The sequence below is a fragment of the Microbulbifer maximicatervae (SeqCode) genome (genome assembly GCF_052467955.1).
Genome location: NZ_CP174329.1, coordinates 2551513 through 2564299, shown reverse-complemented (window position 1 = coordinate 2564299; position 12787 = coordinate 2551513). Strand labels below are relative to the sequence as shown.

16 protein-coding genes are annotated in these 12787 nt (G+C 43.0%); all 16 read right to left on the bottom strand.

Annotated features, from left to right (window positions below):
- Positions 1–146: 146 nt before the first annotated feature.
- Entirely contained in the window at positions 147–500 is a 354-nt protein-coding gene (locus tag ACJJI5_RS11090) for a hypothetical protein (RefSeq protein WP_445356280.1), read from the bottom strand.
- A gap of 128 nt (positions 501–628) precedes the next feature.
- A complete protein-coding gene (locus ACJJI5_RS11085; RefSeq protein ID WP_444914640.1) occupies positions 629–835 on the bottom strand; it encodes a hypothetical protein in 207 nt (68 codons plus the stop codon).
- A 79-nt stretch (positions 836–914) separates the two neighbouring features.
- Positions 915–1247, bottom strand: coding sequence for a hypothetical protein (locus ACJJI5_RS11080; protein WP_444914641.1), 333 nt, complete (start codon positions 1245–1247; stop codon positions 915–917).
- A 99-nt stretch (positions 1248–1346) separates the two neighbouring features.
- Positions 1347–1820, bottom strand: coding sequence for a netrin-like domain-containing protein (locus tag ACJJI5_RS11075; protein ID WP_445356279.1), 474 nt, complete (start codon positions 1818–1820; stop codon positions 1347–1349).
- Between the two features lie 159 nt (positions 1821–1979).
- The gene (locus ACJJI5_RS11070; protein ID WP_445354760.1) at positions 1980–3536 is read right to left on the bottom strand and encodes a transposase; all 1557 of its coding nucleotides are present in this window, start codon (positions 3534–3536) and stop codon (positions 1980–1982) included.
- Between the two features lie 536 nt (positions 3537–4072).
- Positions 4073–4327, bottom strand: coding sequence for a hypothetical protein (locus ACJJI5_RS11065; protein ID WP_444907568.1), 255 nt, complete (start codon positions 4325–4327; stop codon positions 4073–4075).
- A 113-nt stretch (positions 4328–4440) separates the two neighbouring features.
- A complete protein-coding gene (locus ACJJI5_RS11060) occupies positions 4441–4887 on the bottom strand; it encodes a hypothetical protein (RefSeq protein WP_445356278.1) in 447 nt (148 codons plus the stop codon).
- 106 nt (positions 4888–4993) lie between these two features.
- On the bottom strand, positions 4994–5419 hold the full coding sequence (locus ACJJI5_RS11055) for a hypothetical protein (RefSeq protein ID WP_445356277.1): 426 nt from the start codon (positions 5417–5419) through the stop codon (positions 4994–4996).
- A gap of 514 nt (positions 5420–5933) precedes the next feature.
- Positions 5934–6518, bottom strand: a complete 585-nt coding sequence (locus ACJJI5_RS11050) for a hypothetical protein (RefSeq protein ID WP_445356276.1) — start codon at positions 6516–6518, stop codon at positions 5934–5936.
- Positions 6519–6677: 159 nt separating this feature from the next.
- Complete coding sequence (locus ACJJI5_RS11045) at positions 6678–8234, bottom strand: transposase (protein WP_445354760.1); 1557 nt, start codon at positions 8232–8234, stop codon at positions 6678–6680.
- Positions 8235–8276: 42 nt separating this feature from the next.
- The gene (locus tag ACJJI5_RS11040; RefSeq protein WP_445356275.1) at positions 8277–8498 is read right to left on the bottom strand and encodes a hypothetical protein; all 222 of its coding nucleotides are present in this window, start codon (positions 8496–8498) and stop codon (positions 8277–8279) included.
- A 255-nt stretch (positions 8499–8753) separates the two neighbouring features.
- On the bottom strand, positions 8754–9359 hold the full coding sequence (locus tag ACJJI5_RS11035) for a tetratricopeptide repeat protein (protein ID WP_445356274.1): 606 nt from the start codon (positions 9357–9359) through the stop codon (positions 8754–8756).
- Positions 9360–9415: 56 nt separating this feature from the next.
- Positions 9416–9781 (bottom strand): hypothetical protein, encoded by a 366-nt coding sequence (locus tag ACJJI5_RS11030; RefSeq protein ID WP_445356273.1) that lies wholly within the window; start codon positions 9779–9781, stop codon positions 9416–9418.
- Between the two features lie 63 nt (positions 9782–9844).
- Positions 9845–10678: an alpha/beta hydrolase family protein gene (locus tag ACJJI5_RS11025; RefSeq protein WP_282933238.1), complete on the bottom strand. Its 834-nt coding sequence runs from the start codon at positions 10676–10678 to the stop codon at positions 9845–9847.
- 120 nt (positions 10679–10798) lie between these two features.
- Entirely contained in the window at positions 10799–11170 is a 372-nt protein-coding gene (locus tag ACJJI5_RS11020; RefSeq protein ID WP_445356272.1) for a hypothetical protein, read from the bottom strand.
- 500 nt (positions 11171–11670) lie between these two features.
- The gene (locus ACJJI5_RS11015; RefSeq protein ID WP_445356271.1) at positions 11671–12060 is read right to left on the bottom strand and encodes a hypothetical protein; all 390 of its coding nucleotides are present in this window, start codon (positions 12058–12060) and stop codon (positions 11671–11673) included.
- Positions 12061–12787 lie beyond the last annotated feature (727 nt).

The window sequence follows — 12787 nt, the reverse complement described above, 5'->3', positions numbered from 1 at the left end:
CAAACTGTAACTCATTGATTTTTATAATAAAACTGAAAAAACTTGTGTATAAAACTTAGCGTCTTGCTAAGGGGCAGCCGAAACGCAGTGTAGGCTGTCCCGCGGAGGCCGCGCCTTTCGCGGCCGGAGTGTACTTGAGCAACTTGTTATGTGTACTCACTGAAATCTGCTTTTTCTTTAATAAACTGGCCACTAGCCAATAAAACACTCTCGATATCAGCTATTACTTGAGTGTTGTTTTCGGGAGCATAGATAAAGAAAGCCCAGATATCATCATCCAATTCATACTCGCCATTTTTGTACTCCCATAGCGTGATAAATTCATCCGTAGCCATAGAGATAGTAGCCGTATCTAATGTTGGATGTTTCACCGGCTTAGCATTCAAACCCTCGGCTAATATATCTTGTATGTCGGGAAAGCTTTTACTTCGATGCTCCCCCCAGAACTCTACTAAAAGTTCTTTCGATTTATAGCCAGGTCTTACTCGAAATTTTTCCATACTCTATTTATACATAACGCCCAGCACACGGGCGGCCGAAACAGAGCGAAGCGGCGTGTAGGCCGTCCAGCCTGGCGCTTTTTGCCGGGCTTTCGTGCTGCTGCTTGTTAGAGTTTGTGGCACTCATGTTAATTTTTAAATGACAATATTTTGAGACCAAGACAAACCAGCGCTCCAATTAACACGCCTTGCCCAGCAGCTATGATCGGAACTAATGGTACGGCTAAAAGCATATTACCAGGGGCGTCAGGTTGTACCAAAGCAGCAATTAAGAACAGCGGCGTAAAGATAACGGAAACACCCGTAGTCCAACCTTTCCATATTTGTGTGAACATTAATTACACTCGGTTTTATTGGTAGCTCTAACGCCCAAAGCTGCGGGTGCGAAGCATCCGTAGCCTTTGTTTGTTAAATTTAGTTCTCCATACCACCAGAAACATACTCCCGCAGGGCTTCAATCCCAACTCTAAACGGATGATTCTCATCTAATGGTTTAGGTTTTTTTGAGTAGTCTGAATAATTTAAAGCCCTCATTTTTCTCTGCATCCATCCCTCGTTTGTGGTGGGACAGTATGCCGCTGTACGTAACATCGTTTGAAAAATGTATTGACTGGGGATCAAATCAATTACTTCAGAAATATTCTTTGACGTTATGTGTTCTAGAAATCGATCACATGCCTCTCCGTTGGGTATTTCACCGGAGTTATAGGCCTCTAATACTTCTTCATATGTACGATAATTATCCATGGTTTTGCAATTTAACGCCGGCCACACAGGCGAGCGAAATGCAGTGTAGCGAGTCCAGCCAAATGCGTTTTTTGCATTTGGCGATTGTGCTGGCCCTTGTTATGAGCCAGCTCTTGATTCGAGGTACTTAATGACACGCAGCCTTTCTTCCTCGTAATACTCTTCTCGTGCTTCGTAATGAATTGTGGGGCTACAGCTTGTTATCATAGCCCCTCCCTCAACAGCCATACCATACTCAGCTGATTTCTTAGAGCCGGGATATGCGAACACAACATATTCAATCCCTTCTTTAAAAGTGAATCCACAAGCAGAAGACTGAGGGTGAGTAAAAGCTGTTACTTTTTCAGAAGCGCTAGATTTGTAATTTTTAGTTACTTCGAACTTCACTTTATCCAGGCTATTCGGAAGCCAATAACCTTTTTCCCAAACCCACTTACTTCCTATGCTTTTTACTACGCCACGAAACACGAACTCGTAGTCTTTAAAAGCTTCTTCAATTTCATAACCTCTGCAGCTACATGCCATTGCTAAATTAGGCAAGATCATTAGAAGGGCTATTACCACATTCTTCATTTACGATTCTCATAACGAGGCTGTAGAAAAACAGTTTTAGAAAAAGCTGCCAATCCTCAGGCTCCTCTAATTAAAATTTCGGGCTAAATTTAGCTATACCACCAAATTTCTTTCATTGTATTAAATTTAGGCGTCTTGACGCCCTTAATTCATCCTCAATCAGTGAATACTGCCATATCTCATCAACTTTTCAATGTTATGTACCAAGCAGAACATCCGCCATTGTCCCTGAACCTTACTTTTTCCTCGTAGCGAGAAGCGATTTAATCGCTTGTTGGTACCGATGTTCCCAAACACAGGCTCAACAACAGACATTCGATGCCCATAAATGGTCTTGCCTTCGATACTATCAACCCGCTTTTTCATCCAGTCAGTGGCTGTCCGTCCGTTTGTCCAAGTTAGGGATACTTGCCTTCCATGTCCTTTTCGAGAGTCGGCAGAATCTGGATTTCGCATGCACTGATTTTTAAGGCTGCATTTCCTGCAGTCAGTAAGGCGCCCTTCGAACATTAGTTTTTTCTTACCTTCACTGACATGCTCTTCTTTTAACAAGAGCATGGTTTTTTCTGCTGGACAGATGCAGGTTTTCTTTTTCTTGTTGAATGTAAATTCACTAGCAGGGATAGTCTGCTGGACATTAGCCCCACCTTTTTGTTTGCGCTTGCCATGCTTGGTTTTTTGCTTAGCAAAAGCTTTATCACGCGAACGGAATTTATTGTCAGGTATGTAGGCATTGATGCCGTTCTCTCGCAGGTAGCTGTAGTTAGCGTCGTTAGAGAACCCAGTATCAGCAGTAATGATGACCTGTTTGGCCAAGATGTCTTCATCTATTCCTATATGCTGATAATGGCAACTGATGCCATCGAGAATAGGCTTCAGTGTATGATGTTCTTGCCCCTCACCAAAGGCCTGTGCTTCAACGACTATCTGATGCTTCCTATCAACTGCGGCAACACCGTTATAGCCCTGGATGGTTCCCTTGCTGGTAGTCATCTTGGCTGATTCATTGTCCGTGATATTACTTTTTACCTCTTTAGGGTTTTTACCTTGCCCCATTCTGGGAGAGTGATTCTTTAAGAACTGATCAATTTTATCAAAGTGTTTCTGCAGAGTATCAGCCGCTTTAGCTACTGCTTGCTTTCGTTCTTTTTCTTTAGGTTTCCTGCCATCAAGCCTCTTATGCTCTTTGAGGCAATGTTTGATCTTCTTGCGAATTTTTTCCTGCTTCTGTTCTAGCTCTTTAAAAGTCCCCGAATGTTCTTTGCTGGCATTGGATGGCATCTTGCACCCATCTATTGCAAAAAGTTCGTTGCCAAGCAGCCCCTGCTGATCGCAGACCAGTAACACTTGCTCAAACACCGACTCAATCGCATCAGGATAACTGCTTACAAAACTTGCAATACTAGTAAAATGCGGAACGGTATCGCATGACAGTGCTTTGAAGAGGATATTTTTCTCACATTGCCATTGAATTTCACGGCTTGAGGTAATGCCTTTTGAGTAAGCAAACAATATGATTTTCAGGAGGATAGCTGGATCATAAGCTGTTCGTCCGCCGCTATCATTTTGATATTTTTTATGGAAGACAGAGAGGTCGATATGGTCATCAATCAAATGATGAAGTGTAAACTCAAAGGTTTCAGGTTGTAGTTGTTCTTCGAAATTGATGACGACCATTGCATCTTGGTTGTAATCGTAACGTTTGAAATTGGGCATATGGATAATCTCGACATCAAGACCTCCATTTTAACAAAAAAGCTACCTTCTAAGAGTTTTTCTACGGCCTGAACGCCGCTAGCAAGGGCAGCCGAAGCAACGCGTAGGCTGTCCAGCCCAGCCCCGGAGGGGTTGGGCGAGCTTGACTAGCCTGGTTATGGCTTGCGCGCTCGGGACCGACTACTAGCACTTTGCCTGCCATAGTTTGGCTGGCCGCAGCCCAATATTTACGAGGAAAGAATACCGCACTTTCCCCAACCAATTCCTATCTTACTGGCACTCCACAAAATTGCAGCGGACTGCCCGCATCTACCACACTTGAGCAAAAACTCTAAGAACGAAACTGCTTGAATTTCAACCAGTAAAATTGCTCAACACCGGATGCTATTTAGTGGCACTAAACCTTCAGCTACCACGGAAAATCAATAAACTGATCGCCACAATAACGCCCTGCACACGGGCGGCCGAAACAGAGCGAAGCGGCGTGTAGGACGTCCAGCCCGGCCTTTTTTGCCGGGCGTTCGTGCTGCTGCTTGTTATGTGTTTGATTTAGCGGCAATAACCTTACCTAAAACAACTAAGCCAGCCCCTAAAATTAATGTAGCCAATACATAGTTTTGGCCACCCTCTGTAGCTACAACTTTATAGTAAGTGTGACTATCCTCGCCGGTAAAGAAATTACTTATTGTTATCCAAAAATCTACCGGCAAGAAATTGCTCATAAAAGCCAACCCTGAATATGCAATAAATATCCAACCAAACCTTACAAACCACTTAGAGATCTTTTTCATGGATCACACATAACGTCGCGCTCAGCCGTAGACAAAAATGGCGCTTGTTTTGCCGGGGTTTGGAAAAACGAGTGCCAGTTTTGGCTGTCGGTTGCAGCGCCTTGTTAGGCGATTTACTGTCCATAAACAGCCTCTATATCTCTATCTAGAGATCCAGACCAAGATACAACTCTAAGTTTATTAGCGAAGTACCAATCAGAGTTTTTGTTGGTGATTGTATCTGGGTTAACGAGATCCCCACCTTGATAATCTGGTATACCTGACGGCACATCTTGGCCTAGTCTTTCTGCTAGCTGCCTATCGCAGTAATACTCTATAGCCACTAGATTATCTGAAACGATATCTTTTAGCGTTTCGATTGACTCTAGAGCATGAAAAAACTCCAAATTTTCCCGGCCAAACTTAATGTTGATCCTATCAGAAATAGAAAAGATTAAACTGGCCTCACTTTTAGGAGATACCACAACAAACTCCCCATCTTTGCCCGGAGTAGATTTCGATAACTGTTCCTCCCATCCGGGAAAAGCATCTATCAGATAATTTAAAGTTTCTTTGATCACTGAAATCTCTCGTGCCGCCTAACGCCGCCAGCACAGGCCGGAGCACGCAGTGCGGAGGTCCAGCCCCAAAGGGGCGATTGTGCCTGGCATTGTTATGGTTGGCGGCCTAGATATTAACAACTGTGTCATAGAAATAGGCCACTGGTTTATTGGAACGCATTATTACGAAGCCCTCCCTGGTTTCAGAGCCTCCGCTTTCTTTAAAGTTTAGAATTATATCTTTGGGCTTAAGCTTCTGTGCAAAGCAGGAATATACCGTATTCGTGCCTTCGAGAAGGCCAATTGCATCATGAATATATGATTCTTCTTCGTTGGGAAGAGGCTTAACCCTAGACAGCAGCTCAGCTTCTCTGGACAAATTCTTTAGGGAAGACTGGAGCATTGCTTCAAAGGTAATTGGCTCACCATATTCAATGGACCCGAAGTCACCCAGCTTTCTTTCGTTAGAGCTATCACCACGACAGTTAAATACCTCTGCATAGAGCGATGAGCTAAAACAATATAAAGCCATCAGGATAGAAAGTGATCTCATCTTAGTGACCATAACGAAAATAGATATGCGGAACCGTTAAGAAAGTTGGCAGTGCCTTTGCGCAAGCAAAGGGAATGACAACTTTTAGGTTTCCGCATAATCGGGTTGTTATTTGTTGCTCGTGGCACTGTGTACAAATTCACTACAAATATCTTTCTTTTGTTTTCTACCACGATTCGGAGAGAGAAACTAGCAGCACTAGGTTCGCGGCCTTGCTTCGAAGCGGCTGCGCCGTCCGCATTAACTTCGTTATGCGAGCGTCGCTGAAGCTTCGAAGCTTACATGAAGGTCGAACCGTTGACTATGGGCTTTCCCGCCAATACTGTTTTTTTATACAGCAAACTAATAATTACCTGCTATCCTTTATTGAACCCCCGCAAAACTGGAGCGAGTGACCAATAACGCCCAATTCAGCGGCCCGATGCGGAGTGCTTTTAATTATGCCGTAATGTAATGAAAGCATAATTAAAAGCGCGGAGTGTCGGGTCCGACTGCAATTTCTTGTTATGTGCTCTTACTCCGTTTTTTTGAACCAACCGTTTTCTCTTGAGCTAAGTTCCTGCCAAGACTCTCTACTTAGAATTTCCATATTTGAATGCTTAGTACCTACTAATACTTTTTCAGAATCCCAGGACAGTACTTCTTCTAGGTCTTCAGGAGGAACACCACCAAATTTCGGGAAATACTCCGGTTTAAATGCCCATACTCCACTTTCGATAGCTTCGACCAATTGCTTAACATTCTTCGGTTCAGCGCACAATATTGGTAAAGTACAAATTACTTTAGCTATTTCTTCCTGCTCATAGTAATCATCATCGAGAACCCAACACTCATCTCGCCATAGATAAAATGTCCAGTTAGCTTGTGATACTGCAATTGCTGTTTCAGAAATATTTGGACCGCATTGGTAGAACACAGAATATCTAATTTCATTGATATCAATGACTCTAACAGAAATTTCAGAGGAAATGGGAACCTCATCGATTATCTGAGATAGCAAATCTGCAATTAATGGGTGTGCAGCCCTAATGGAGTTTTGAGTCTCCAAAATTTGAGCCAGGCGCTTCTCGATACTTTTTCTTAAATCTATGACTCTCATCCACTTGTCACATAACGAGGCTGTAGAAAAACAGTTTTAGAAAAAGCTGCCAATCCTCAGGCTCCTCTAATTAAAATTTCGGGCTAAATTTAGCTATACCACCAAATTTCTTTCATTGTATTAAATTTAGGCGTCTTGACGCCCTTAATTCATCCTCAATCAGTGAATACTGCCATATCTCATCAACTTTTCAATGTTATGTACCAAGCAGAACATCCGCCATTGTCCCTGAACCTTACTTTTTCCTCGTAGCGAGAAGCGATTTAATCGCTTGTTGGTACCGATGTTCCCAAACACAGGCTCAACAACAGACATTCGATGCCCATAAATGGTCTTGCCTTCGATACTATCAACCCGCTTTTTCATCCAGTCAGTGGCTGTCCGTCCGTTTGTCCAAGTTAGGGATACTTGCCTTCCATGTCCTTTTCGAGAGTCGGCAGAATCTGGATTTCGCATGCACTGATTTTTAAGGCTGCATTTCCTGCAGTCAGTAAGGCGCCCTTCGAACATTAGTTTTTTCTTACCTTCACTGACATGCTCTTCTTTTAACAAGAGCATGGTTTTTTCTGCTGGACAGATGCAGGTTTTCTTTTTCTTGTTGAATGTAAATTCACTAGCAGGGATAGTCTGCTGGACATTAGCCCCACCTTTTTGTTTGCGCTTGCCATGCTTGGTTTTTTGCTTAGCAAAAGCTTTATCACGCGAACGGAATTTATTGTCAGGTATGTAGGCATTGATGCCGTTCTCTCGCAGGTAGCTGTAGTTAGCGTCGTTAGAGAACCCAGTATCAGCAGTAATGATGACCTGTTTGGCCAAGATGTCTTCATCTATTCCTATATGCTGATAATGGCAACTGATGCCATCGAGAATAGGCTTCAGTGTATGATGTTCTTGCCCCTCACCAAAGGCCTGTGCTTCAACGACTATCTGATGCTTCCTATCAACTGCGGCAACACCGTTATAGCCCTGGATGGTTCCCTTGCTGGTAGTCATCTTGGCTGATTCATTGTCCGTGATATTACTTTTTACCTCTTTAGGGTTTTTACCTTGCCCCATTCTGGGAGAGTGATTCTTTAAGAACTGATCAATTTTATCAAAGTGTTTCTGCAGAGTATCAGCCGCTTTAGCTACTGCTTGCTTTCGTTCTTTTTCTTTAGGTTTCCTGCCATCAAGCCTCTTATGCTCTTTGAGGCAATGTTTGATCTTCTTGCGAATTTTTTCCTGCTTCTGTTCTAGCTCTTTAAAAGTCCCCGAATGTTCTTTGCTGGCATTGGATGGCATCTTGCACCCATCTATTGCAAAAAGTTCGTTGCCAAGCAGCCCCTGCTGATCGCAGACCAGTAACACTTGCTCAAACACCGACTCAATCGCATCAGGATAACTGCTTACAAAACTTGCAATACTAGTAAAATGCGGAACGGTATCGCATGACAGTGCTTTGAAGAGGATATTTTTCTCACATTGCCATTGAATTTCACGGCTTGAGGTAATGCCTTTTGAGTAAGCAAACAATATGATTTTCAGGAGGATAGCTGGATCATAAGCTGTTCGTCCGCCGCTATCATTTTGATATTTTTTATGGAAGACAGAGAGGTCGATATGGTCATCAATCAAATGATGAAGTGTAAACTCAAAGGTTTCAGGTTGTAGTTGTTCTTCGAAATTGATGACGACCATTGCATCTTGGTTGTAATCGTAACGTTTGAAATTGGGCATATGGATAATCTCGACATCAAGACCTCCATTTTAACAAAAAAGCTACCTTCTAAGAGTTTTTCTACGGCCTGAACGTTGCCAACAGGGGCAGCCGGAGCGTTTGCGTGCGAAGCGCGCCGCGTAGGCTGTCCAGCCTAGCCCCACAGGGGCTGGGCGAGCCTGCTTGGCCTGGTTATAGCTGGCGCGCTCTGAACGACCTACTCGCTCTCTGCCAGCCAACGTTGGCTGGCCACTGCCCGATAAATTTACAAGGGAAAATACCATACTTTCCCCACCAATTAACTAGCTGAGTGGCACTCCACAATGGTGCAACTGACTTGCAGGGCTTGTTGACTTAAAACGACGGCACTTGATCGAAACTGCGGTGCCAGCTTGCAGGAAAACTTTCTGGCGAAGCGTGTTCAGGTAGAGATTGTTACTTGCAGCAACTACAAACCATCTAAAAATTGACCGCCACAATAACGTCTGGCTCTGGGGCTGCATGGAGCGCAGCGTAATGCAGTCCCTAGCAGCCACTTGTTACGAGCTGAATTTGCACAGATGTTTGATTGTTTTTTCATGTTCTTTACCCACCAAACCGACATCTTGATGAAAACGAAATCCAGACCTCTTAACTTTGGCCGCTTCAAGTGCCTTTTGTGCTTCTAAACCATCGTTATTGATTAGAGCTTTAGAGGCATGCCACTTATAATGATCAAGTGGAAACGTAAGCCTATCAACATGCTCATGTAATACACTTAGTGCGTAAGCGTATTCATTTTTTATTTTTTGAGTTGCCACCAAATATGGATAATCAAGGTACACCCCTGTTTGATGGTTTGGAAGCTCCCTTTCTCTTTCAAGTATCTCTTTAAAGGTGGCTATAGATCCTTCGAGATCATTTAGCTCTATAAATGCATTGGCTTTTGCTAATAGTGCTCGAACATCTTCAAATTTGTCTTTTCTGGATTCGAAGTATTCATCAACCAAACGAATAGATATCTCTGGATGCTTGTCAGCCAAAGCAAGAGCTTGGATTACCAAGTACTGATCTCGTTGCGTTCTTGCTCGTTTCAACTTCGAGTAGAAGTGCTCTTCGATAGATTCGTTCCAATCTTTATTTCTATACCAATCGTCAAATGACACGATATTCCCTTAGCACGTAACGTCGCAAACACGCGCTTGTCGCGTGCTTTGCCTTGTTAACCCCACTCAATAAAACTCTCCCCTTGCTCATTTATTTCAACGAAAATATCTGAGTAAGGCGAAATTTCAGGAAACTCGACACCTGGGTCACAGCGAACAGTAACCCCAAGAACCTCCACTAGCCTTCTAGCAAATTCAACGTCAGAACTCCATTTTTCTGCACCCTTGATACTAACTGATATATAACCATCTTGAATGCCAGTATTAATCAGAACCGCAGTCTTATTACACGTGAATAAAGTATGTCCCTCATCGATTTCGCAATCGTAGGACAATGCACCAATCTCTTCATTAAGGAATGAAACCACTTGCGTTGTTTCATTTCCCTTCACATAAACTTCTATATCTTCCATTTTGCTCATATGGGTTAACGCCTAAATCAGGTGCGCCGTAGGCGTCACCTGGATTTACTTGTTAGCACTACACTACAATGTGCTCACAAAGTGATTAATTATAGATTTTTTAATTTCTGGAGCTGTTTCTTTACTGAAACCATGACCGGTTTTATAAGAATTATGTACTACTTTGTATTTAAAATTTTTATTCTGTAAATACAACTCTATGTCTTTGGACATTTGATAGGAAGGCCAAACTTGATCATTTTCTGCTGAAACCATTAATATAGGACCGTTTATATTCTCAAACTTAAATAATGACTTCTTCACATTATTTAAATTTCCTAAAGCAACGTTAAACCTGTCTATTAACTTTGCATTTGAATCTAATCCTAAGCCTAAAGCTGGAATATCTTTATCTTTAAACGTCCAAGCAGATTTTGGTATTGTTAGTCCATACCATGCAACTTTGCTTGGTGTAGTAACAGCTATTGACTTAATTCTAGAGTCCATTGCAGCAAGTAAAAAAGCAGCTTCAGAGCCACGAGAACCACCGACTATACCGATCCTAGAAGAATCTATTGACGGATGTGATTCTAAATAATCAATTGCATCAACAAAATATTCCATTGGAATTTGGTCTAATGTTTTAGGAAGCCCTTTTTCTTTAAAGTATGCTAGCGCAAGAACGGCAACACCGTGAGGGGCGATCATTTCACCATTAGCATTACCTGTGCTCAATCCACCTTCAGAGCCACCAAAAGCAATTACTACGGGTAACTTATGTTCAATTTTAGGTAAATATAAATTAGCAACTAAATTTTTATGTTTTACCTTACTTGTTTCGTATTGATAATTTTCAGCTTTTAATGAAAAAGAAAATAATGAAAAGGTTAAAAGAAAGAACGGTATAAATTTTTGCACGCCATCTCCTTGTAGTGCTAACGCCCCGCTAAACGGCGAGCGAAGCAACGCGTAGCGAGTCCAGTGGAGGCCGCGTTTTCTGCGGCCGGAACGATGTTTGAGCGGCTTGTTAAGTTGTGGTTAGTCAAGACTGCGGCCTATTAACTTTGAAACGATTGCAATAATACCTTTTTCGTTGCTACGAGCATAGGAACTTACAAAGTAGTTACGAACAGCGAAAAATAGCCCTGCAATAAAACAAGCTATACCCACCCAATTGCACACATGAACTAACCGGCCAAACCGAGCTTCAGTGAGAACATGAAATTTACTGCCTGCTTGAGATGCTATATGCCCTTCGATGTAACCAACCAAAACAATAGCAATAAGAATGTAGGACACGGTACCTGTCAGTAAGGCACCCCACCATGGTAGGCGAGAAGCGATATGAACAACGTCGACCACAATAGAAACGATACTATTGCTGCGCTTTCTTCTATACCTCCTTCCCATAGCTCCGATCTCCCTCTAGCAACTTAACGTTGCCAGCAAGGGCAGCCGAAGCAAAGCGTAGGCTGTCCAGCCCAGCCTCCGGCTGGGCGATCTTGCCTGGCCTGGTTATAGCTGGCGCGCTCTGAACGACCTACTTGCTCTCTGCCAGCCAACTTTGGCTGGCCACTGCCCAATAAATTTACAGGAAAAAGTACCATACTTTCCCCACCAATTAACTATCTGCCTGGCACTCAACAATGCGGCAGCTAACTTGCAGAACTTGTTGGCTTAAAACGAAGGCTCTTGAACGAAACTGAGGTACCAGTTTGAAGGAGAACTCTCTGGCGAAGCGTGTTCAGGTAGAGATTGTTACTTGCAGCAACTACAAACTATCTAAAAATTGACCGCCACAATAACGCCGTGCTCATCGGCGGCTTACTTTATGCGCGTTTTGCGCGAAAATTTGAGCGTAGCGACCGCGCAAAAGGTGCATAAAGTAAGCCGTCAGCTGCAGCACCTCGTTAGTTGCTTTTTTGGACTCCGAAAATCTCATCTAGCACGGCCTCCCCTCGGTTAGTTGGAGCCAGCTCATACTGCCATTTATTGTCTCTTGAAAATGAGCTACTCCAGTTCCATGGATCATTAATGAAGCTTTCCAAATCATCATTGGTTAATGTCTTTACAGACTCAACAGAGTATGGCTCTTTGGAAGCTCTATCAATCTGACAGAGTGAAATCAGGCCCTTTGACACCAATGAATTTACAAGGCCAATTGCCAGCTCATATTTTTCAATGAGGCTATCTTCCGTAGCATCAGAATGAATCTCTGATATTAACTCTGGTAGAGTTTTACCGAAATCAGTCAACTCAACCAATAGCCACTTTTCGTTGTCTGACAAGCTGATGGTCATAATCTCCCTGAGCAACTAACGTTGCCAGCAAGGGCAGCCGAAGCAAAGCGTAGGCTGTCCAGCCCAGCCACCGGCTGGGCGATCTTGCCTGGCCTGGTTATAGCTGGCGCGCTCTGAACGACCTACTTGCTCTCTGCCAGCCAACTTTGGCTGGCCACTGCCAGATAAATTTACAGGGAAAAATACCATACTTTCCCCACCAGTTAACTAGCTGATTGGCACTCCACAATGGTGCAGCTGGCTTGCAGAACTTGTTGGCTTTAAATGAAGGCACTTGAACGAAACTGCGGTACCAGTTTGAAGAAGAACTCTCTGGCGAAGCGTGTTCAGGTAGAGATTGTTACTTGCAGCAACTACAAACCATCTAAAAAGTGACCGCCACAATAACAGTTAATTCAAAAGAAGCGTCTTTATATCACCCTTCTATATAATTCTACTCACTTCTTTCAAGATAACCTCAAAAACCCAATAATATCAAAAAGTTAAGAGCTTTGACATAATTCTCAACAGGTAGATATAAAGCAGGCGCTATATATCTACCTGCTTTTTCTGCTCTTAATAACATTATCAACCCTATAAAAATCAAAGAGATAGATCGTCATTTCCAGAAATAGGAGAAGCTTCTCTTGAATTCTGATATATAGAGCAAGCCTCAACTGTCTTAACCGCCTTTATTCCCGGGCAACTAACCGTGCGCTTAGTCTCAAATAGCTCTATCGCTCTTACC

What these genes read in the sequence shown, in the direction of transcription:
- ACJJI5_RS11090 (WP_445356280.1), bottom strand. Translation starts at nt 500, where the DNA reads ATGGAAAAATTTCGAGTAAGACCTGGCTATAAATCGAAAGAACTTTTA.
- ACJJI5_RS11085 (WP_444914640.1), bottom strand. Translation starts at nt 835, where the DNA reads ATGTTCACACAAATATGGAAAGGTTGGACTACGGGTGTTTCCGTTATC.
- ACJJI5_RS11080 (WP_444914641.1), bottom strand. Translation starts at nt 1,247, where the DNA reads ATGGATAATTATCGTACATATGAAGAAGTATTAGAGGCCTATAACTCC.
- ACJJI5_RS11075 (WP_445356279.1), bottom strand. Translation starts at nt 1,820, where the DNA reads ATGAAGAATGTGGTAATAGCCCTTCTAATGATCTTGCCTAATTTAGCA.
- ACJJI5_RS11070 (WP_445354760.1), bottom strand. Translation starts at nt 3,536, where the DNA reads ATGCCCAATTTCAAACGTTACGATTACAACCAAGATGCAATGGTCGTC.
- ACJJI5_RS11065 (WP_444907568.1), bottom strand. Translation starts at nt 4,327, where the DNA reads ATGAAAAAGATCTCTAAGTGGTTTGTAAGGTTTGGTTGGATATTTATT.
- ACJJI5_RS11055 (WP_445356277.1), bottom strand. Translation starts at nt 5,419, where the DNA reads ATGAGATCACTTTCTATCCTGATGGCTTTATATTGTTTTAGCTCATCG.
- ACJJI5_RS11050 (WP_445356276.1), bottom strand. Translation starts at nt 6,518, where the DNA reads ATGAGAGTCATAGATTTAAGAAAAAGTATCGAGAAGCGCCTGGCTCAA.
- ACJJI5_RS11045 (WP_445354760.1), bottom strand. Translation starts at nt 8,234, where the DNA reads ATGCCCAATTTCAAACGTTACGATTACAACCAAGATGCAATGGTCGTC.
- ACJJI5_RS11040 (WP_445356275.1), bottom strand. Translation starts at nt 8,498, where the DNA reads ATGGTATTTTCCCTTGTAAATTTATCGGGCAGTGGCCAGCCAACGTTG.
- ACJJI5_RS11030 (WP_445356273.1), bottom strand. Translation starts at nt 9,781, where the DNA reads ATGAGCAAAATGGAAGATATAGAAGTTTATGTGAAGGGAAATGAAACA.
- ACJJI5_RS11020 (WP_445356272.1), bottom strand. Translation starts at nt 11,170, where the DNA reads ATGGGAAGGAGGTATAGAAGAAAGCGCAGCAATAGTATCGTTTCTATT.
- ACJJI5_RS11015 (WP_445356271.1), bottom strand. Translation starts at nt 12,060, where the DNA reads ATGACCATCAGCTTGTCAGACAACGAAAAGTGGCTATTGGTTGAGTTG.